This is a genomic window from Planctomonas psychrotolerans (assembly GCF_008642235.1).
Lineage (GTDB): Bacteria > Actinomycetota > Actinomycetes > Actinomycetales > Microbacteriaceae > Planctomonas > Planctomonas psychrotolerans.
This window is the reverse complement of the sequence record NZ_SJEV01000001.1, coordinates 2286406-2307152: the sequence shown is the minus strand read 5'-3', so window position 1 is coordinate 2307152 and position 20747 is coordinate 2286406. Positions and strand designations below refer to the sequence as shown.

Annotated in this window: 20 protein-coding genes; 9 read left to right on the top strand and 11 right to left on the bottom strand. The window is 68.0% G+C overall.

Going from position 1 to position 20747, the window contains the following annotated elements:
- The first annotated feature begins 21 nt into the window (after nt 1–21).
- Entirely contained in the window at nt 22–726 is a 705-nt protein-coding gene (locus tag EY822_RS10675; RefSeq protein ID WP_150308242.1) for an alpha/beta hydrolase family protein, read from the top strand.
- Between the two features lie 60 nt (nt 727–786).
- Here the strand turns inward: EY822_RS10675 and EY822_RS10670 are convergent, their stop codons facing one another.
- Nucleotides 787–1365 (bottom strand): HhH-GPD-type base excision DNA repair protein, encoded by a 579-nt coding sequence (locus EY822_RS10670; protein ID WP_150308241.1) that lies wholly within the window; start codon nt 1363–1365, stop codon nt 787–789.
- A 151-nt stretch (nt 1366–1516) separates the two neighbouring features.
- On the opposite strand from EY822_RS10670, the gene EY822_RS10665 reads away from it, so the two are divergent.
- Complete coding sequence (locus EY822_RS10665) at nt 1517–2101, top strand: GNAT family N-acetyltransferase (protein WP_150308240.1); 585 nt, start codon at nt 1517–1519, stop codon at nt 2099–2101.
- A gap of 665 nt (nt 2102–2766) precedes the next feature.
- On the opposite strand, the gene EY822_RS10660 is transcribed toward EY822_RS10665, so the two are convergent.
- The 4 genes from EY822_RS10660 to EY822_RS10645 form a co-directional block, all read right to left on the bottom strand.
- Complete coding sequence (locus tag EY822_RS10660; RefSeq protein WP_227497207.1) at nt 2767–4551, bottom strand: DUF5605 domain-containing protein; 1785 nt, start codon at nt 4549–4551, stop codon at nt 2767–2769.
- Nucleotides 4552–4554: 3 nt separating this feature from the next.
- A complete protein-coding gene (locus EY822_RS10655) occupies nt 4555–5460 on the bottom strand; it encodes a carbohydrate ABC transporter permease (RefSeq protein WP_150308239.1) in 906 nt (301 codons plus the stop codon).
- On the bottom strand, nt 5457–6416 hold the full coding sequence (locus EY822_RS10650) for a carbohydrate ABC transporter permease (protein WP_150308238.1): 960 nt from the start codon (nt 6414–6416) through the stop codon (nt 5457–5459). The genes EY822_RS10655 and EY822_RS10650 overlap by 4 nt, the downstream gene beginning before the upstream one ends.
- A gap of 86 nt (nt 6417–6502) precedes the next feature.
- Complete coding sequence (locus EY822_RS10645; RefSeq protein ID WP_150308237.1) at nt 6503–7762, bottom strand: ABC transporter substrate-binding protein; 1260 nt, start codon at nt 7760–7762, stop codon at nt 6503–6505.
- A 223-nt stretch (nt 7763–7985) separates the two neighbouring features.
- On the opposite strand from EY822_RS10645, the gene EY822_RS10640 reads away from it, so the two are divergent.
- The 3 genes from EY822_RS10640 (at nt 7986) to EY822_RS10630 (ending at nt 11134) form a co-directional block, all read left to right on the top strand.
- Entirely contained in the window at nt 7986–9038 is a 1053-nt protein-coding gene (locus tag EY822_RS10640; protein WP_227497206.1) for a LacI family DNA-binding transcriptional regulator, read from the top strand.
- 381 nt (nt 9039–9419) lie between these two features.
- Nucleotides 9420–9860 (top strand): ester cyclase, encoded by a 441-nt coding sequence (locus tag EY822_RS10635; RefSeq protein ID WP_150308235.1) that lies wholly within the window; start codon nt 9420–9422, stop codon nt 9858–9860.
- Nucleotides 9861–10090: 230 nt separating this feature from the next.
- Complete coding sequence (locus EY822_RS10630) at nt 10091–11134, top strand: TerC family protein (protein WP_150308234.1); 1044 nt, start codon at nt 10091–10093, stop codon at nt 11132–11134.
- Nucleotides 11135–11270: 136 nt separating this feature from the next.
- Here EY822_RS10630 and EY822_RS10625 read toward each other — a convergent pair whose 3' ends face one another.
- On the bottom strand, nt 11271–12014 hold the full coding sequence (locus EY822_RS10625) for a formylglycine-generating enzyme family protein (protein WP_150308233.1): 744 nt from the start codon (nt 12012–12014) through the stop codon (nt 11271–11273).
- A gap of 207 nt (nt 12015–12221) precedes the next feature.
- Here EY822_RS10625 and EY822_RS10620 point away from each other — a divergent pair, with 207 nt between their 5' ends.
- Nucleotides 12222–12518, top strand: a complete 297-nt coding sequence (locus EY822_RS10620; RefSeq protein ID WP_150308232.1) for a biopolymer transporter Tol — start codon at nt 12222–12224, stop codon at nt 12516–12518.
- Between the two features lie 60 nt (nt 12519–12578).
- Here EY822_RS10620 and EY822_RS10615 read toward each other — a convergent pair whose 3' ends face one another.
- A complete protein-coding gene (locus tag EY822_RS10615; RefSeq protein ID WP_150308892.1) occupies nt 12579–13325 on the bottom strand; it encodes a YqjF family protein in 747 nt (248 codons plus the stop codon).
- Between the two features lie 170 nt (nt 13326–13495).
- Between EY822_RS10615 and EY822_RS10610 the strand changes: the two genes are divergently transcribed.
- Nucleotides 13496–13930: an iron chaperone gene (locus EY822_RS10610; RefSeq protein WP_150308231.1), complete on the top strand. Its 435-nt coding sequence runs from the start codon at nt 13496–13498 to the stop codon at nt 13928–13930.
- 13 nt (nt 13931–13943) lie between these two features.
- Here the strand turns inward: EY822_RS10610 and EY822_RS10605 are convergent, their stop codons facing one another.
- Together EY822_RS10605 and ychF are read right to left on the bottom strand one after the other, a co-directional pair.
- Complete coding sequence (locus tag EY822_RS10605; RefSeq protein ID WP_150308230.1) at nt 13944–14618, bottom strand: SDR family NAD(P)-dependent oxidoreductase; 675 nt, start codon at nt 14616–14618, stop codon at nt 13944–13946.
- A 50-nt stretch (nt 14619–14668) separates the two neighbouring features.
- Nucleotides 14669–15742: a redox-regulated ATPase YchF gene (gene ychF, locus EY822_RS10600; protein WP_150308229.1), complete on the bottom strand. Its 1074-nt coding sequence runs from the start codon at nt 15740–15742 to the stop codon at nt 14669–14671.
- 77 nt (nt 15743–15819) lie between these two features.
- Here ychF and EY822_RS10595 point away from each other — a divergent pair, with 77 nt between their 5' ends.
- Nucleotides 15820–16476, top strand: a complete 657-nt coding sequence (locus EY822_RS10595) for an exonuclease domain-containing protein (protein WP_150308228.1) — start codon at nt 15820–15822, stop codon at nt 16474–16476.
- Nucleotides 16477–16550: 74 nt separating this feature from the next.
- On the opposite strand, the gene EY822_RS10590 is transcribed toward EY822_RS10595, so the two are convergent.
- The gene (locus EY822_RS10590; protein ID WP_150308227.1) at nt 16551–16991 is read right to left on the bottom strand and encodes a VOC family protein; all 441 of its coding nucleotides are present in this window, start codon (nt 16989–16991) and stop codon (nt 16551–16553) included.
- A gap of 180 nt (nt 16992–17171) precedes the next feature.
- Here EY822_RS10590 and rmuC point away from each other — a divergent pair, with 180 nt between their 5' ends.
- Complete coding sequence (rmuC, locus tag EY822_RS10585; protein WP_150308226.1) at nt 17172–18509, top strand: DNA recombination protein RmuC; 1338 nt, start codon at nt 17172–17174, stop codon at nt 18507–18509.
- Between the two features lie 178 nt (nt 18510–18687).
- Here rmuC and EY822_RS10580 read toward each other — a convergent pair whose 3' ends face one another.
- A complete protein-coding gene (locus EY822_RS10580) occupies nt 18688–20325 on the bottom strand; it encodes an asparaginase domain-containing protein (RefSeq protein WP_227497205.1) in 1638 nt (545 codons plus the stop codon).
- Nucleotides 20326–20747: the final 422 nt, after the last annotated feature.

Here is a 20747-nt window from a genome sequence, read left to right as displayed (position 1 = left end):
CGTCCCGGGTAGCGTGTGCGGGTGGATGTTCCCGTGCCGACATCGCTCGGCCCCTCGCGCCTCGTCGTCGACGAGGCCGCCGAGCCCCGCGCCGCGCTGTGGCTCGGCCATGGCGCGGGCGGCGGCGTGGACTCCCCCGACCTCGCCGCGCTCGCCGCCCGACTGCCCGCCCGTGGGGTCACCGTGCTGCGCTACGAACAACCGTGGCGCACCGCCGGGCGCCGGATCGCGCCCCGACCGGCCACGCTCGATGTCGCCTGGCTCGAAGCGGCACCCGCCGTGGCCGGTCTGGTTCCCGACCTGCCGCTGGTGATCGGCGGGCGCAGTGCGGGCGCGCGCGTCGCCTGCCGCACCGCGTCGAATGTGGACACCGCGGGCGTGGTCTGCCTGTCGTTCCCGCTGCATCCGCCCGGCCGGCCGGAGAAGTCCCGCCTCGACGAACTGCTCTTCCCCGGCGTGCCGGTGCTCGTACTGCAGGGCGACCGGGACACGTTCGGTACCGCCGCTGACCTCGCCTCGGACATCATGGTGGCGAGCGCCGCGGCAACCGGCGGCGTAGCCCGAGCCGAAGCGGCGATCGAGCGCGGCATCCGGGTGATGGAGGTGACCGGCGCCGACCACAGCCTCGAGGTCCTCGCGTCGTCGACGCTGACCGCCCGGGACGTCGCCGCCCTGATCGCGGATGCCGTGGCCGATTTCGTACGCGACGTGACTCGAGCGCGCTAGTCACCCGAAGATGCGCCGGTGCATTGTCGCACCTACGCGTTCGGACCTACATCTTCGGGCCTACGCGTCGGCGACCTTCTTCGCCGCGGCCTTCGCGGCACGCTTCGTCTCTCGCACGCGGGTCAGCGAGTCGGCGTCGACGATATCGGCGACCGAACGGTACGCATCCTCCTCTCCGTAGGGCGCGGAAGCCTCACGCCAGCCGGGTGCCGACAGATCGAAACGCTTGCCGAGCAGGGCGAGGAAGATCCGGGCCTTCTGGTCGCCGAATCCGGGCAGTGCCTTCAGTCGCCGCAGGATCTCGGCACCGTCCGGTGAGCCGGATGTCCAGATCGCCGACGCGTCGCCGTTCCACTCGCGCGCGACCACGTCGGCGAGGGTCTGCACGCGTCCGGCCATCGACCCCGGAAAGCGGTGCACGGCCGGCGGCGTGCGGAACACCACGACGAACGTGTCGGCATCCTGCGCGGCGATGGTCGCCGGGTCGATGCTGCCGAGGCGCTCGAGGATCTTGGCGGGGCCCGCGAACGCCGTCTCCATCGCGATCTGCTGGTCGAGCAGCATGCCCACGAGCAGGGCGAAGGGATCGTCGCTGAGCAGGGCATCGGCCGCGTCGTCTCCGGTGATGTGCAGCGTCATGCGCCCATTGTCCCACCGCCGCATACGTTCGGCGGGAATCGCCTTTCCGCGTCGCGGCGCGCGGTGGCACGATGGACACGCGGGCGGCCGGAAACACCACCTCGCCTCCGACGAGGCGCTCACGACGGCCCAAAGGCGGGAGGAGGGACGCATGATCGAGGTTCGACCGGCGCACGACTTCGACGGCATGGCCACCATGCTCGGACCGAAGAAGCCCGAGTCCTCGGTGTGCTGGTGCCTGTCGTGGCGGTTGAGTTCGAAGGAGAACCGCTCGCTCGCGGGCATCGATCGGGCGAACAAGGTGCGGGACCTCTGCGCGCGGGACATCGCACCGGGAGTGCTCGCCTACATCGACGACGAGGTGGTCGGCTGGGCCGGAGTCGCACCGCGCTCCGAACTGCATCCGATCGCGAACTCGCGCAAGATCCCCTACGTGGACGACATCCCGGCGTGGTCGATCTGGTGCATCCGGGTGCGGCCCGGATTCCGCAAGCAGGGCGTGACCGCGGCCCTCATCGAGGGTGCGGTCGACTACGCCCGGGCTTCGGGCGCCGAGGCGATCGAATGCTATCCCGTGGACAACGCCGGGGAGAAGGTCGACCAGACCATGGCATTCGTCGGCACGCGCGCCATGTTCGAGCGCGCGGGGTTCACCAAGGTCGCGGACACCGACTCGGTGTCCGGCGGCTTCCCGCGCGTCGTCATGCGCCGCGCCCCCGACCTTCACGGTCGCTGAGCCTGTCGAAGCGACGCACGCACCCCGACCGCAACGCCCCTTCGACAAGCTCAGGGACCGTTTGGGCCCGTCATTCACGGCCGCTGAGCCTGTCGAAGCGACGCCACCACACCGAGACGGTGCTGCCCCTTCGACAAGCACAGGGACCGTACGGGCCCCTCATTCACGGTCGCTGAGCCTGTCGAAGCGACGCCACCACACCGAGACGGTCCTGCCCCTTCGACAAGCTCAGGGACCGTACGGGCCCGTCATCCACGGCCGCTGAGCCTGTCGAAGCGACGCAACATTCACGGTCGCTGAGCCCGTCGAAGCGACGCCACCACACCGAGACGGTCCTGCCCCTTCGACAAGCTCAGGGACCGTATGGGCCCGTCATTCACGGCCGCTGAGCCTGTCGAAGCGACGCACGCACCCCGACCGCAACGCCCCTTCGACAAGCTCAGGGACCGTATGGGCCCCTCATTCACGGTCGCTGAGCCTGTCGAAGCGACGCAAAGTCCACGGTCGCTGAGCCCGTCGAAGCGGCGCAACCACATCGAGACGGTCCTGCCCCTTCGACAAGCTCAGGGACCGTAATGGTCGCCACACGGTCGCTGAGCCTGTCGAAGCGACGCACGCATCCCCGACGGCAACGCCCCTTCGACGAACGCAGGGACAGGCGGACGCTAGCGCACCGCCTGCAGTCGCACCGCGAGGAACTGCTTGCCCGGCAGATCGATGCGGAACCGGCCCGAGTACGTGCCCTCGAGGCACGTCACCGTCATGTCCCACGTGTCGATCACATCGACCGTGTACTCGGTCGACGGGTCCAGCAGGAACCGCCGATACGTGGGCTGGTTGAAGCCGAAGTAGTACAGGTAGTACTCCCCCTCGACGCCAGCCCGCGGCACATCCCAGTCCAGGGGCGCGGGCTCGAGCACGTCGGGCCCCTCCGCGAGGATGGAGTGCAGGAAGTCGATGCGTGCCGGCGATGAGCCGTGCAGAGTTCCGCCCTTGGCCCACCACAGCAGGTCATCGGGGTGCACGTACGTCTCGCCGTGGCCCACGTAGCCGCCGCGCACCGCTCCCTCCCAGAAGCGCCGGGTCATCTCCTCCCCGGTGATGTTGCCCCAGCCCTGGTCGATGTTGCCCTCGTACGCGCACTCATCCACGACCACCGGCTTCGACCAGGCGGCGCGCCATTCCGTGGTGTTCTCTGCGGTCTTGTAGATGTCCTGGCGTTGCACGCTGGCGTGGCTGATCCAGGGCCGAGTCTGGTCGTAGAACGCACGGCAGTTGTGGATCGACAGCAGGTGACCGACCGGATCGTTGTCCTGCACGATCCGGGCGAAGCGCTCCCAGTCGTCCGTCGACTTGCCGAAGAGCAGATCGTACTCGTTGGCGAGCGACCACCACACGTTGGCGAATGACGCGAGCCGAGCGACCGCGTACTTCACGTATCGGTCGTCGGCCACCGGGTCCATCGTCGCGAAGCCCCACCGGTCGTAGGCGTGGAAGAGGATGAGGTCCGCCTCGATCCCGAGTTCGTCGAGCTGCTCGATGCGACGCTCGAGGTGCGCCCAGTAGCGCGGCGCAGGCCGCTGGAAGTCGAAGCCCGCCTCCGGCGAGCCCTCGAACGGATACAGGTCCGGCTCGTTCTCGTTGAAGAGGTAGGACTTGGGGAACACGCACATGCGCATCTTGGTGAACGGGCCATCGGCCAGCGACTCGAGCGTGCGGAGCTGCACATCCTCGGGCTGGTGGGTCCATGCGTAGGACGTCGTTCCGATGGGCCGGTGACGGGTGCCATCGGCGTGCGCGAAGTGGAACGTGTCGGCGACGCGGACCGGACCGTGCGACGAGGCACCCGGTTCGGTCACCTCGAAGAATCCCGTGATCCCGTCGAGGGACCGGGCGTTGCTGGATGTGCGGAAGGTGTACGTGCCGCGCTGTTGGGGCAGGAACCGCAGCCGGAAGACGCCCTCGCCGTCGTAAAATCCCGGCGCGACCGCCGATCCCCCGGGGCCGTCGAGAAGGGCCGTGAGATCGACGTCGAGGAACGGGTTTCCCGCCGACGGACCATCGAGTCGCAGCTCGAACCGGCCGTATTGCGGCACGGTTTCGGTCCACGATGCGGGTGCCGACCCGACACCCACGGACTCATCCTCGTAGTCCTCGGAGGGGGCGACGTACGCCTCAGGCTCGGGTAGCACGGCCTCGGTTCCGCGATCGATCGCCCGCAGCTCGGCAAGGAGCGCGGCGCGGGTGTCGGGATCGTGCTCGAGGCTCGACTCCGTCTCCACCACCAATCCGATGGGGAAGCTGTGCAACGTATGCAGGATCGACGAATGCACCAGCTCGGGGAGATGCCGGGACACCACGTCGCGTCCTCGCGGGTCGCGGAGCACCTCGAAGAGCGGGGTGGATGCGCCGAAAGCGGGGAGTGCGGGAGCGATGGGAGGAGCAGACACGGGTCAGCCTTTCACGGCGCCGGCGAAGGCGCCCTCGACGAAGTAGCGCTGGAACATGAGGTACACGATCAGCACGGGGAAGACCGACATGATGGTGAACGCGTTCAAGGGTCCATAGGAACTGGTGAACTGGGACTGGAAGCCCTGGATGGCGAGCGGGATGGTCCACGAGTCCTGGCTCTGCAGCAGCGCCAGGGCGATCGAGTACTCGTTCCAGGTGGCGACGAAGTCGAGGATGAACAGGGCGGCGAGCGCCGGCAGTGACAGCGGTAGGATGATCTGCAGGAACAGGCGCCAGTTGCCGGCGCCGTCCATCCTCGCGCTCTCGTCGATCTCCACCGGAATCGCCCGGAAGAAGCCGTACATGATGAAGGTCTGGTACGGCAGTCCGAATGCGATGTAGGGCAGGATCACGCCGACGTGGGTGCTCAGCAGGTTGAGCCCCATGATCACCTGGAACAGCGGGGCGATCGCGACCTGGATGGGCACCATCGCGCCCATGGCGATCACGCCCATGAGCAGCCGCTGGCGGCGGAACTTGAGGCGCGCAAGGGCGAACGCTGCCGCCGCCGAGATGAGCAGGCCGATCGGCACCTTGAAGACGGCGATGATCAAGCTGTTCGCCCCCGCGTTGAGCAGGTTGCCGCGGTCGAGCGCCGACACGTAGTTGCCCCACTCCGGGTTCCACGGCGGCACGAACGCGGGGGTCCCGAAGATGTCCGCCTCGCTCTTCAGCGAGGTGAAGATCATGAAGATTAGCGGGATGGTCCAGATGAAGACCGCGAAGAGCAGCGCGATCCACAGACCGGCGCGCACGTAGTCGTGTTTTCCCGATCCGAAGCGCGCCTTGCGCCGGGGCTTCGGGGCGGCGGCCGGGACGGCCGCGGGAGGGACGGTTGAGAGACTCACGAGTTCTTCTCCTGCCGGGCAGTCCAGACCATGTAGGGCACGACGATGATCAGGGTGATGATGAGCAGCACGGTGGCGATGGCGTTGCCCATGCCGTATTCGTTATTGCCGAAGGACTGGGTGAACGACCAGAGCGCGAGCACCTGCGTCTTCTGCGCCGGGCCACCACCGGTCATCCCGACGATCAGGTCGAAGACCTTGATCGAGTTGATGATGGTGAGCACGACCACGATCACCGTGATGGGGCGGAGAGCCGGGAAGGTCACGTTGCGGAAGATCTGCCATCCGCTTGCGCCGTCGAGCTTGGCCGCCTCGATGTGCTCCGGCACCACCGACTGCAGGCCCGCGAGGAACAGCACCATGTTGGTTCCAGCGATCTGCCACACGAAGGCGGCGAAGATCGAGTAGAGCGCGAGCCTCTGATCACCCAGCCACTGGATCTCGCCGAGCCACGGGAGGTTGAACAGTTCGGCGAGCGTCGCTCCGACCCCGAAGTTCGGGTTGTACATCCAGCGCCACATGTTGGCGATGGCGATCGGGGCCAGCACGCCCGGAATGTAGAAGAGCGACCGGAACGCGTTCCGGCCGAACAGCGGGCGGTTGAGCGCGACGGCCAGGGTGAGGCCGAGAGCGACCGGGATGACCAGCGACAGCAGCACCCAGATGATGGTGTTCGACAGGGCCGTCCAGAACACCGGGTCCTGCGTGAAGATGCGTACGTAATTCTTGAACCCGACGAACTCCTGCGGGGCTCCCTGGAAGCCGGACCACTCGAAGAAGCTGATTCGGACCGACTCGATCATCGGCCCGACGACGAAGACGAGGTACGCGGCGAGGGCCGGTGCGAGGAACGGCAGCGCCGCGATGAACCCCGTCTTCGAGACCTTCGCCGCTCTGCGCTGGGCCCGTGACCCGGAGGTGCTCCGGGGGCGCGGCGGCGCGGTGGAAGTGGACATACTGCTCTCCTTGACGGAACGACGAGCGGATCAGATGGGTCGGGGCGACGGTGAGCCGCCGCCCCGACCGGGAACTGCGGAGTGCGCTAGGACTGGTCGATGAATTTCTGGAACTCGGCGCCGGCATCCTCGGGGTCGAGCTGCCCGGTGGCGACCAGGTTCTGGATGCGCCAGTACTCCGTGGTCTGTGCCAGCGACAGGTTCTGGTCGTTGTTCATGTACACGCCGGTCGCGTTCTCGAAGATCGGCGTCCACGCCTGGTCGAGCTCGCTGCCGCCCTCCGGCTTCACGTTCACGTTCACCGACTGGCTACCGAACGCGTCGATCAGCTTCTCCTGCGCCTCCTCCGAGGTGATGTAGTCGAGGAACTTGGCGGCCTCGTCCGGGTGCTCCGAGTTGGCCGAGATGTAGTTGTTCTCGTTGAAGCCGTAGATGCGTCCCGTGCCGGTGGGGAACGGGAAGACGCCGACCGACGCCTCGTCCATACCGTTGTCGCGCACGGACTGGTTGAACCAGTCGCCCTCGAGGGCCATCGCGGCCTCCCCGCCGAAGAAGAGGGCGCTCGACTCGTCGTTGTTGATGGAGATGAAGCCGGGATTGAGGTACTCGCTCGTCCACGTCTGGAACTCGGTGAACGTCTCGGTGACGCACTCCTCGTCCGCCCAACTGGCCTCGCCGGAGACGAGGGCCTGGTAGCCGTCCTCACCGCACTTGGTCTCGAGGATGCTGTCGAGCAGGCGCATCACGTGCCAGTTCACGGTGCCGCCGAACTGGATGGGCGTGATGCCCGCGGCAGTGAGCTTCTCGGCCGCGGCCACGAGCTCGTCGTAGCTGGTGGGCGCCGCGTCGATCCCCGCTTCGGCGAAGAGCTCCTTGTTGTAGAACAGCGCCTCACCGCGCTGGGTGTACGGCACGCCGTCGTAGCCGCCGTACTGGGTGACCGTGCCCATGGCGGCCTCCGAGAAGCGCTCCTCCCAGCCGTACTCCTCGTAGTACTCGGCGAGGTCGAGGCTCGCTCCCGCCTCGATGAACTCGCCACCGAGTCCAGGGCCCGCCCAGGAGAAGAAGATGTCCGGGGCGCCGCTGGTGCCGAGCGTGGTGCGGAGCGCATCCTTGTGCGCGTCGGTGGACCGCTCCTCCAGCACGATGTCGATGTCGGGGTTCGCCTCCTCGAAGTCGGCGATGACCTCCTTGATCGTGGCGTTGGCGGTCTCCGCCGTCTCGGTGAGCTTGAACCAGGTCACCTCGGTCTTGCCGCTGTCCGAGCCTCCGCCGGCGCAGCCGGCCAGTCCCGCCACGGTGACGGCGCTCACGAGCAGTGCCGCGGCCTTCGAATGTGCACGCATCTTCGCGTCCTTTCGCTGTGCGGCGTCGCCCAGGTCAACGCCGATGTTGGAAGCGCGAAGTCGCGCTCGTTGGATTATGTTAGCGATCACACATTGGTGTCAAGTTATCGATCACACATTGTGCGAACGCGGCCGGAATCGGTACTGGTCAAGCGCGACGGACGGCTCGGTTAGGCTGATGCACCCGTCGCGGTACCCCGTCGCGCGGCAAGGGAGGACGACCGTGAGTGCGACGTCGAAGACGCCGAGGCGTCCCGTGCGCGCTCGCGCGAGCATGGCCGACGTCGGCCGGCTCGCCGGCGTCTCCGCGCAGACGGTGTCGCGCTATTTCACCGGCACGAGCTATGTAAGCGCGGATGCGCGCGAGCGCATCGAGGCGGCGGTCGCCGCACTCAACTTCCGCCCGAATCTCGTGGCCCGAAATCTGCGCGCCAATCACACCCGCACCATCGGCGTGATGGCCATAGGCGAGCTGAACTACGGCATGGCGACCCTCCTCGCCGGTCTCAGTGCCGCAGCCCGGGCTACCGACTACTCCCTCGCGATCGCCCAGATCGAGGCGGCACCCAGCGACCCGGGGGCGATGGCGGAGGCGCAGCGGGCGCTGGACAACCTGCAGTCGTTCCAGGTGGACGGGATCCTCCTCGCCACCTCAGATCAGGACTCCGAGGCCCTGTTCGAACGGATCTGGGAGACCCTTCCGGTGCTCACGATCTCCGGTCGGACACAGCTGAGCGTCGACTCCGCCACCGTCGATTCTCATCAGGCGGGTTACCTTGCTACGCGACACCTGATCGAACTGGGGCACACCCGCATCCTGCACGTGGGCGGACCACCCCGATTGAACGAGACGTACGAGCGCGTGCGGGGCTATGAGGATGCGCTCCGCGAGGCGGATCTCGCGCCGCTCGACATCGTGGGCGGCTCGGGCTGGTCCGCGGAGGCCGGCTTCGCCGCCGGTCTGGCCGCCGACCCGGATGCCTTCACGGGGGTGTTCGCCGGTAACGACCAGATCGCGCTCGGCTTCCTCCGTGCGATGCGCACACGCGGATACGCGGCACCGCTGGATTACTCGATCATCGGGGTCGACGACATGCCCGACGCCGCTTTTTTCGAGCCGCCGCTGTCGTCGATCTACATGGACTTCCACACCCTCGGCACGGAGTCATTCGACATGATCCGCCACCACATCGAGACCGGCGAGCGCCTGGAACGTCGCGTGCTCCCCGCCGTGCTCGTGCCGCGCGAGTCCACCGCTCCCCCGCCGACCCGTTAGGCGGAACCGGGTGCCCAGACCCGCTTCAACTGATGGATTCGGCGGCGCAAAGACGACGTGAACACGTCCCTTCAGGCCACATCACGGCGGGTGTATTCTGGCGCCCTATCGGTCATCGATGACCGGGGAACCAGTCGACGCGGGAGTACCGTGCAGCGCGAGAAGATCACCCGATACCTCTCTCGACGACGCCCCGAGCCGGTGTCGACGACCGCTCTTCACGAAGGCCATTCACGCGGACGCATGTCCACGTCCCGATGGCAGCCGGGTCGACCGCTTCGCGCAACGTCAGCGGCGATCGTCTTCCCGGCTCGGTCGGCCACGGCGCTCTCACGGCGCTTCTTCCTTCTCACGCAGATGACCCCGTGAAAGGGGCGAGCAATGTCTCGCGATGAAACCACGCAACTCATGAACGCCTACTTCGAAGCCCTCCTCAACGGCGGGGATTTCGCTCAGTACTACGCCCCCGACATCCTCTGGACGACCATGGAGACGGGCGACACCATGCGCGGGAGGGATGCTGTCCGCAGTTTCATCGTGGCGCTGCACACTCGCATGTTCGATGCGCACCCCGAGATGCGGCACCTTGCCGTGGGTGACGGCGTCGCCGCCGTAGAGATGGTCTTCGTCGGCACGCATATCGGAGACTTCGGCGGTGTGCCGGCGTCCGGCAGCCGCGTCCGACTGCCGTACACGGTGTTCTACGACGTGACCGAGGCCGGCATCACCGAGTTGCGGGCGTATGTGTCCATCCGAGCGCTGATCGACCAGATTTCGGGGCCTCGCTCGGAACCCGGCCCCGCCTCCACATCGGTGAACTGACGTCTGACGCCGCGGGGTCCACCCAACACGGGACGCCACCCCACCATGAAGCCCAGCCACCTGTTCAGGAACGCACGGCGACATCCCCTAGGCTGGAGTCATCAAGGGGAGTACTCCACCACGGCCGGCTCGTCATTACGGATGCGCGTTGCATCCCGGGTCACCGGTTCCCGGTTCGGGAATGGAAGAGACCTTGGCGTTGATCGGTTCACGCCAGGTTTGGAGTTCCTGTGAATGTCACCCCGCTCGTCTGGGCTATCACCATCGCGGTCACTATCGCGTTCTTCATCTACGAGTTCTTCGTGCACGTGCGCAAGCCGCACGCGCCGTCGATCAGCGAATCGGCCCGCTGGTCGGCGTTCTACATCGGCCTCGCCCTCGTGTTCGGCGTCGGGATCGGTGTGGTCTCCGGGTGGACCTTCGGCGGTGAGTACTTCGCCGGTTATCTCACGGAGAAGGCGTTGTCGGTGGACAACCTCTTCGTCTTCCTCATCGTGATGACCGGCTTCGCGGTTCCGAAGATCTATCAGCAGAAAGTGCTGATGATCGGCATCGTCATCGCCCTGATCCTCCGCGGCGGGTTCATCGCCGTCGGAGCGGCGCTCATCGCGAACTTCTCCTGGGTGTTCTACATCTTCGGCGCGTTCCTGCTGGTGCTCGCCTACCAGCAGGCCCGGGGAGGCCACAGCAGCAACCCCGCAGACGGCCGGTTCATGCGGTTCGTGCGCCGCATCCTGCCGGTCACCGACGAGTACCACGGTGACAAGCTGACCGTGCGCAAGGACGGCCGGCGCTGGGTGACGCCGATGTTCCTGACCATCGTCGCCATCGGATTCATCGACGTCGTGTTCGCTCTCGACTCGATCCCGGCCATCTACGGGCTGACGGAGGAGGCCTACATCGTCTTCACCGCCAACGCGTTCGCGCTGATGGGACTGAGGCAGCTCTTCTTCCTCATCGGCGGACTGCTTGAACGACTGGTGTACCTCGCGCAGGGCCTCGCCGTCATCCTCGCGTTCATCGGCGTGAAGCTGGTTCTGCACGCGATGCACGTGAACGAGCTCCCGTTCATCAACGGCGGACAGCCGTTCGAGTGGGCGCCGGAGATCCCCATCTGGTTCTCGCTGCTCTTCATCGCCGCGACCATCACCGTCGCGACCGTGGCGAGCCTCCTCAAGACCAGGAACGATGGCCGCCCGCCGGCTCCACTCACTCCTGAGGACGCGGATGACATCGCCGAGTCCACCACCATCACGCGGGTCGACGAGCGGTAACCGTCTTCCCCCATCCCGTCGGGCTGTGTCCGTCCTTCCGGAGTCGGCGCTGGGATTGCAGCCTGTAGGGGTGGGGCTGTCCCTCCGGGTCAACGCCCGGGCGTCCGGCCCGGCGGGATGGGGCCGTTCCTCAGGGTCAGCGCCGGGGTGTCCAGCCCGGCGGTACCGGACCGTCGTAGGCGGCGCGCTCCCGGTCGGCGAGCGCCGACCAGCCCTGCGCCTCCCCGTCGGCGTCGAAACCGCCCCGCGCGACACGGAACCCCACGTCGTCGTGGTGCATGCGCGGCCCGCCTCCGCGCCGCGTCGACGCCCGCGCACTCCAAGCGTCGTCGGCGAATCCGCCGCCGCGGAACACCCGGTAGTCGTCGTACCGGGCCGGATCGAGCAGATCCCAGCACCACTCCCACGCGTTGCCAAGCGTGTCGAACAGTCCGTTCAGGTTGGGCAGTTTGCCGCCGACGTTCTGCGGGGCACTTACCCCGTCCGCCGCGGTCCAGGCGATCTCGTCCAGCGGGCCGTAGTGCGGCTTCGTCGATCCCGCCCGGCAGGCGTACTCCCACTCGGCCTCCGTGGGCAGACGGTAACCGTCCGACGTCACGTCCCACACCACGTCCACGCCGTCGAACCGGTATGCCGGGTCGAACCCCTCCCACTCCGACAGCGCGTTGCAGAAGCGCACCGTGGCGAACCAGCTCATGTCGGTCGCCGGCCGTCTGGGATGCTCGGACGGCGCATCCGCGTGCTCGGCGTACAGCTCCTCCGTGACGGCGAACACGCCGATCTCGAACGGCTCGAGCTCGACGGTCCACCGGCGCTTTCGCCGCGCGTCGTGCATCGCCACCGTTCCGGCGGGCAGGCGTTTCAGTTCCACGTCGATCACTCCGGCAGTGTTCCACATCCCGCGCCGCCCACGCGGTCCCTGAGCCTGTCGAAGGGACGCACCGTGGATGCGGAACGACCCTTCGACAAGCTCAGGGTCCGCACACGGAACGTCCCTTCGTCGGTCTCCACGGTCCCTGAGCCTGTCGAAGGGGCGCATCCACACGGTCCGGCGCGACCACCGTCGCGCACTCTGTACGGTCGAACCATGACCGACAGGGATGACGAGCGGTGGCTGATGATCAACGGACGCCGGTGGCGCCGCACGGATCCGTCGCTGCCCGATGACGTCGTCGAGGACCTGAAGTCCCACCTCGGGCGAGGCAGGTCGGGCGTGCGCGTCGCGAAGAAGGCGGGCGACGAGGATGCGGTGGCCGCCGCCCGCGTCCGGGTCGGGCTGGCCAAGCACGGACTCGGCGAGCGCGGCCCGTACTGGTGGGAAGACCCGGCCGACGTGCGCCTGGAACGAGCGCGGGAGGCCCTCCGTCAGCTCGACGCCCTCTGACCCGCGACGCGCGGGCGCCCTCACACCCCGGGCTCAACCGGCGACGTCATGGGCGTGATCTCATCCCGTGTTCAGGTCGAGCCACTCCCCGCGACCGAACTTCGCGTTCACCCCGGGGCTGAAGAGCACGGAGTCCGGCGGACCGTCGGCGATCCCCGGCAGCCCGGCCGCCGCCAGGAGGTCGTCCCGGAGAAAGGTCATCTCCGCGGGGTGCAGCACCCACGGCTCGTGCTCGTTCGGCAACCACTGCGTGCGCCCGAGCCTGCCCTGGAACAGTGCCCATCGCGCGGTCAGGAACAGCGACACCTCGTCGTCCACAGTCCGTGTGGAGTCGACCGTGACGGCGAGCCGGAATCCGGGCCCCGGTTTCGAAAACGCAGGGCGAACGCGGCGCGACGTGTATTCCCAGCCGCCGGGGCGGGGACGCTGAGCAGTGCGCGCCCAGATGTAGGGCAGCGAGAAGAGACCCCGCGCTGCGAGCACCGCCGGCAGGCTCGACGCTTCCAAGGATCGGAAGACGACGCCCCGCCTCCCCTGCTCGTCCACCCCGTACAGCCGCACATTCACCTCGGTGAAGGACCCCCAGCGCGCGCCCAGCGTGAACGGGCCCACCCGCGCATCCCCCAACTCGAAGGCGATCAGACCGACCCAGGCCGACCCGTCCTCGATGTCGGGCACGACGCCGCGCGGCAGGAGTGGCGCGACCCGTTCGGCGGGCACCCGCCAGTGCACGAAGGCCACCCGCCGCCACTCCTGCGCTGCCACAACCGGGCCCTGCATCGGGCGTGCCGTGGCCGAGATATCCATCACCGACCCATTCTGCGCCGGGCCGAGCGCGTGGATCTGGGAGCGGCTCCAGCTTCGCGGTGCACCGAATAGTCCTGTCGTCGGAGGCGCTGGAGAGGCGAACAGTCGTAACGTGATCGTGGGCCGGAAAGGGCACCGCACCGAAGCGCACCGTAGCGAAGGAGCATGACATGGCAGAAAAATCCGCCGGGCTGTCCAAGGAGGAACGCGAGGCCGTGAAGCAGCGCGCCGCCGAGGTGCGCGCGCAGGAGAAGGCCGGCAAGTCCCGTGCCGCCGGGGAGGAGGCGGTGCGCGACGCCATCGCCGCGATGCCGGACGAGGACCGCGTTCTCGCAGAAGGGATCCATCGGATCGTCGCCGACGTGGCGCCGCACCTCGTTCCGAAGACCTGGTACGGGTTCCCGTCCTACGCCGACGAGGACGGGAAGATCGTGGTGTTCTTCAAGGCCGCCTCGAAGTACACCACCCGCTACGCGACGCTCGGTTTCGAGGAGGCCGCGCAGCTCGATGACGGCGACCTCTGGGTGACCTCGTTCGCCCTCAGAGCGCTCACTCCCGAGACGGAGAAGACGATCACCGAGCACATCCGCAGGGCGGCGGGCTGAGGCGGCCCCCGCCCTACTCCCTGCCGTCCTCGAGCGGAATGAGCATGGTGCGGAACGGACCGTCTTCCGCGTGGAGGCCCCAGATGCGATCGGCCACGTCATCGATGCCGTTGTCGAGCTGAAGCTGAGGGATGCCTCCCGGAATCACGAGCTGCTTCACGCGGACGCCCTCGCTGTCGAGCGCGTCGTGCAGCATCTCGCCGTAGGCGCTCTCGGCGGGGAACGCGACCGATGTGCCGGCGAAGCCCGCGCGGGCCTTCACCGAGGTCCCGCCGTTGATCAAGAGGATGCTGCCCTCTCCCGCCTGACGCATCGCGGGCAGAACCGCGCGCACGGCGTGGATGAGTCCGAGAGCCGAGAACGACAGCGCTTCGAGCGCCAGCTCGGGAGTCAGGTCGAGGACGGGCTTGAGGTAGTCCCGCGACGGAAGCGGGCTGTACTGCAGCGCGGTGATGGGCCCCAGCTCGGCAGCGGCACGCGCGAGGGCGTCCTCGAGTTCCGCCGGAGCCAGCACGTCGGCGGCGAAACCACGGGCGGTTACGCCGGACGCCTCGAGCTCCGCGGCCATGGCGTCGAGCTTCGACTGGTCCCTCGAAATCAGGGCTATCGAGAACCCCTCGCGTCCGAACCTTCGAGCAACTGCCGCTCCGAGTCCGGGTCCGGCTCCGACGATGGCGATGACAGGCATGGCGGATTCCTTCGATCGAGGGTGTCTGGCGACTCTATCGGGAGGGTGCGCTAGACGTTGAAGCGGAACTCCACCACGTCGCCGTCCTGCATCACGTAGTCCTTGCCCTCGATGCGGGCCTTGCCCTTGGCGCGGGCCTCGGCGATCGAGCCGGTGGCCACGATGTCGTCGAATGACACGATCTCCGCCTTGATGAAGCCCTTCTGAAAGTCGGTGTGGATGACCCCGGCGGCCTGCGGCGCGGTCCAACCCTTGTGAATGGTCCAGGCGCGCGCCTCCTTCGGCCCCGCCGTGAGGTAGGTCTGCAGGCCAAGGGTGTCGAAGCCGATGCGGGCGAGCTGGTTGAGCCCGCTCTCCTCCTGGCCGGTGCTCGCGAGCAGCTCCGCGGCATCCTCGGGCTCGAGATCGATGAGCTCCGACTCGATCTTCGCGTCGAGGAAGATCGCCTCCGCCGGTGCCACGAGCGCGGCGAGTTCGGCCTTCTTCGCCTCATCGGCGATCACGGTCTCGTCCACGTTGAAGACGTAGATGAACGGCTTGGCGGTGAGGAGGCCGAGCTCCCGCACCGGTTCGAGGTCGATGGACGATGCCGAGAGCGGCTTGCCCTGGTCGAGGAACGCGCGAGCGGCGCGCGCGGTCTCGAGCACGATCGGTTCCATCTTGCGACCCTTGACCTCCTTCTCGAAGCGGGCCTCGGCGCGCTCGAGGGTCTGCAGGTCGGCGAGGATCAGCTCGGTGTTGATGGTCTCCATGTCGCTGGCCGCGTCCACCCGCCCGTCGACGTGCACCACGTCCGGGTCGTGGAATCCGCGGATGACCTGCGCGATGGCATCCGCCTCGCGGATGTTCGCGAGGAACTTGTTGCCGAGCCCCTCGCCCTCGCTTGCGCCTTTCACGATCCCCGCGATGTCGACGAACGACACCGGCGCGGGCAGGATGCGCTCACTGCCGAAGATGCCGGCGAGCACGTCGAGGCGCGGGTCGGGCAGCGTGACCACGCCCACGTTCGGCTCGATGGTCGCGAACGGATAGTTCGCGGCGAGCACCGTGTTCTTGGTCAGAGCGTTGAAGAGGGTGGACTTGCCGACATTGGGCAGTCCGACGATTGCAATAGTGAGAGCCACGGGAGTCCATCGTACGGGTCGGCGCTGCCCGGGCGTGGTGCGCCGGGATCGTCGGCGGTCGGTGAGAGCATGACCGCGTGCCCCTGAATTTCACCGCCATCGACTTCGAGACCGCCAACTCCTCCAGCGCATCCGCGTGTTCGGTGGGCCTCGTGAAGGTGCGCGCCGGCCGCGTCGTCGACCGGGCCGGCTGGCTCATCCGCCCTCCCGTCGGGCACGACGACTTCCTGGAGTGGAACACCCGCATTCACGGCATCCGCGCCTCGGATGTGATCGGTGCGGCCGGCTGGGCGCAGCAACTCCCCGACCTGCTCGCCTTCGCCGACGGCGACCCGTTCGTCGCGCACAACGCGGGATTCGACATGGGCGTCATCGCGGGCGGATGCGCCGCGTCGGGTACGCCGTGCCCCGACCTCTCCTACCTCTGCACGCTGCAGGTCGCACGCAAGACCTACGAGCTGGACTCCTATCGTCTCCCCGTGGCCGCCATGGCCGCTGGATTCGAGGACTTCGCCCACCACGACGCGCTCGCCGATGCGGAGGCGTGCGCGGCGATCCTGGTGCACGCTGCGCGGCGCCACGACGCAGAGTCCGTCTCGCATCTCGCCGAGCTGGTGGGACTCCGCGTCGGGTGGATGGGGCAGGCCTCGGTCGACGCGAAGGCCGTCAAGATGGCCGCACGTCTGCAGCGCGAACGCGAACGGAGCGTCGAGCTCTCGATGGTCTTCGCATAGCGTTCGGTGCGACCGGACGCTAACCTCCCGAAGGGTGCCCTCCCGATCGCTGCTTGCCCGAAGGTGCTCGCCCGTCAGGCCTCTTTTCTGAGGTCCTCGGTGAGCATCACGATGATTCCGCTCGGGCCGCGCAGGTATGTGAGCTTGTAGAGGTCCCGGTAGGTGGCCACGCCGCGCAACGGCAGGCAGCCGTGCCTGGCCGCGATCGCGAGGGCGTCATCGATGTCATCGACCGAGAACGCCACCCGATGCATGCCGATCTCATTCGGACGGGTGGGATCCGTTTCGATCGCCTCGGGATGGATGTACTCGAAGAGCTCGAGGCGACCGTGCCCGTCCGGTGTCTGCAACATCGCGATCCTGGCGTGGTTGCCGTCGAGGCCCACGGCGGTGTCGGTCCACTCGCCACTCACCGTGTCGCGGCCGACGACGGTGAGACCGAGGTCGGTGAAGAAGGCGACGGTGGCGTCGAGGTCGCGGACCGCGATGCCGATGTTCTCCAGTGCGATGGCCATGTGGTGCAGGTTACCGAGCCGGGCCGACTCGCTCCAGAGGCGAGGAGCGGAGTGACACATTCGTGCGACGCCCGTCCGGCCGTGCCGCGGAGGCAGCGCTTTCGAGCACGGCCGCGTCGACACGGCGGGTGACCGGCGCGGAGCGAACCGGATGTCGGTGGACTGCTGCACACTGTGGGCATGAACTTCCTCCCCGCGCTTCTGATCGGCATCGTGCTCGGTGCGATGCTCGGAGCGCTGGCAGTGGCGGTCTATTCCGGGCGCCGCGGCCCGTCTTCCGCGCTGATGAGCGACCTCGCCGCCAGCCGCGCGGCGCTCACCGGCGTACGCGAGCAGCTGGAGCAGGCGCACGAGTCGTTCCGCACGCAGTCGGATGCCGCCGCGGCGCAGTTCCGAGAGCGCCTCGACAGTCAGGGCGCGCTGTACCGGGAACGGTCGGAGGCCCAGGAGGACAGACTGCGGGAGCTGCAGCATCGCCTCGCCGACCTGCAGCACGCGGAGGCGGAACGATCCCGGGTCGACGGCGCCGTGCTCGTGGCGCTGAGTCCGGTGGCGGAGAGCCTGCAGGCCGTGCAGCGCAAGGTCTCCGAGCTGGAGGAACAGCGCCGGGAGCAGTACGGCGAGCTCAGCTCCCAACTCCGGTCGGCGACCGAGTCGGAGGAGCGGCTCCGGCGCACCGCGGAGTCGCTCGCCTCGGCGCTCACGTCGAACAGCACCCGCGGCGTTTGGGGCGAGGCGCAGCTACGCAGCGTCGTCGAGGCGGCCGGGCTGCTGGAACGCGTCGACTTCGACGTGCAGACGAGCGTCACCTCGGATGCGGGCGTCGGCCGACCCGACATGGTCGTGTACCTGCCGGGCGGTAAGAGCATCGCGGTGGATGCGAAGGTGCCGTTCACCGCCTACCTCGACGCGAGCGCCATCCCGTCGACGGCGTCGGCTGCCGAACTCGCTCGTCGCGATTCTCTGCTGAAACAGCACGTGAAGGCGGTGCGCGACCACATCTCCGCGCTCGGCAGCAAGACGTACTGGATGGGTCTCGAGTCGAGCCCCGAGATGGTGATCGCCTTCATCCCGAGCGAGTCGCTGGTGGCGTCCGCGCTGGAGGCCGACCCGTCGATCCTCGAGTTCGCCTTCAGCAAGCGCGTGGCGCTGTCCTCTCCCGTCACGCTCTGGTCCGTGTTGAAAACCGTCGCGTTCAGCTGGCAGCAGGACGTGCTTACGCAGGACGCCAAGCAGGTCTTCGATCTCAGCCGTGAGCTGTACTCCCGCATCGCGACTACCGCCGCCCATGTGGACAAGCTCGGTCGGTCGATCACCGGCACCGTGAACGACTACAACCGTTTCGTCGGCTCGCTCGAGCGCCAGGTGCTGCCTTCCGCGCGCAAGCTCAATGCTCTCGACGAGTCGAAGGTCGTGCCCGAACTGCTCGCCGTCGAGGAGACCACGCGTGAGCTCACCGCCATCGAGCTGGTGGACGAAATCGAAGCCGCTCGGCGTCGCATCGCGCGGTCAGCCTGACGACGAGCGGCCCACGCATCGGCGGCCCGGCATTACCCGCACGCACTGCAGCAGGCAGGCAGGGAGGGAAGCACGCATGCACGCGCGAGTGAGTGAGTGAGAGTGAGTGAAAGAGGGCGCCACCGCGATGCGATGGCGCCCTCGTGCCTGACGCGGACCGGTCCGCCGGATGCCGCCGCTACTGCAGGCGGAGTCGCATCCGGTACCGCTGGCCGGCCCAGAGGCCGGTGCCCAGGAGCACGGCGATGCCGGCGAGGGCCGCCGCCCCGGCACCGGAGAAGCCGGTGCTGGCTAGGGGACCGCCGGGGCCGCTGCCGCCGCCGACGGCCGCGGGTGCCGACGTGGTCTCGGGGTCGGGCTCGATCGGCGCGTCGGTGGGCGCCGGCTCGCCGGTGGGCTCGGGTGCGACGGTCGGCTCCGGCTCCGGTGACGGGGTCGGCTCGGGTGCCTCGGTCGGCTCGGGGTCAGGTACCGGAGTCGGCTCGGGTGCGGGCACCTCGCCCCCCGGTACTGCCGGTACCGTCTCCGCGAGGGCCGACGACTTGTAGCTCGGCTGTCCGATCGTCGAGAACCAGGTGGTCGCTTCCTGGAAGTCGGTGGTGAATGCGCGGGTCAGCAGGAGGAGCAGGCGTGCCTTCACCCCGGTCAGGTCATTGGCCGCGATGATGCCGTCACCGGATGAGTAGCTGGAACCGGTGCCGGTGCGGGTGGCGTTCACGAACCAGACCCCCGCCGCGATCGCGTCGGTTCTGGCGGCGCGCATGGCGGACGAGATGCCTCCGGCACCCGTGCCCTCCGTCACGATCCCGGTGACGCCTGCCGCCACGAAGGCGGGAATCGACTCGCCGCCGGCCTGCTGGTAACTCACCAGCATCTCGGTGCGCGGCAGGGACTCCGGTGACACCTCCGACAGATCGAACGGCGTGAACCACCCCTCGTCGTCGCAGTCGAGCACGCGCGCCGGTGCGCGGTTGATGGTGATGTTCGCCCCATCGATGTACCCGAGCGAGCCGGTGTTCGGGCTGTCGAAGGTGTCGGTGCGGTAAGAGTTGGTCTTGGTCACGTCGCGCGCGGCCTGCAGGGTGTCGTTCAGCATCAGCACCGTGCCGAAGCAGAAGGTCTCCGCACTCGCGGCCAGCTTCACGGCGTTGAGCAGATTCGCGGGACCGTCCGAGCCGATCACCATGTCGTCCCCCGGACCCTCGCCTGCCGCCCACGGACGCATCGCGCCGGTGATCACGATCGGCTTGCGGCTCTGCACGGTGAGGTCGAGCCAGTAGGCGAACTCCTCCATGGTGTCCGTTCCGGAGGTGACCACGACCCCGTCTGCGGTCTCGAGTTCTTTCTCCACCGCGAGCGTCAGTTCGTGGAACTGGGCGATCGTGTACCCGCTCGACCCGGCGTTACCGAACTGCACCGACGTCACGTCGGCGATGGCACCGATCTCCGGCTGCAGCACGCCGACCAGGTCGGACATCAGGTAGGTACCGGCGCGGTAGTCGGTGAAGTTGTCGCGACTGGCGGCCTTGCCGGCGATCGTGCCGCCCGTCGCCACCACGGACACCTGCGGCTTATCCGCCGCCGCCGCGCGAACCGCGGTGCGGTAGCTGGCGCTCGTGATGGTGAGCGCGGGATCGGTGACCACGCCGCCCGGCCCCGTGGGCGCGGTGTCGCCGACCGCGGGCGCGGTTGTGGCGGTGAGAAGCGTGGCGGTCAGGGCGGATGCCATGGCCCCGACGGCGAGCAGAACGGCCAGAAGCAGCGCGACGATGGTGACGACCCATCGTCGCGGGAGCGAACCCCAGGTTGAGTGCATAACGATCCTTTGCGGGAGAGGTGGATGGAACACCCCCGGCAGGGATCGGCGAGAACGGAATGCCGACTGTCCGAGCGAGCGCGAACGGCCGGAAAACGGGGGCGTACCGAGGGGGCGCATCGAACGCTATCCAGCCCGTGTTTCCCGGCCGCACCGCAATCGTTACCACCTTGTTTCCTACCCGGAGAAACTTCCCGCAGCGGCGGGAAGGTTCCTCCAGGATCAACCTCTGGCCTCAGTTCCGGCTCAGTCACGGCATGCGGCTGCTGCCGATTCAGTCATCTCGAGGCGCTAGTGATCCGACGCCGCCTGTGCGAGGAGCCACTTGTCCGCGTCGGGCCACGCGACCGCGAGGTCGGCGCCAGCCACGCTCTCCGCGCTCCAGCACGCATTCGCCGCTCCCACCCACGCTCCCCGCCACC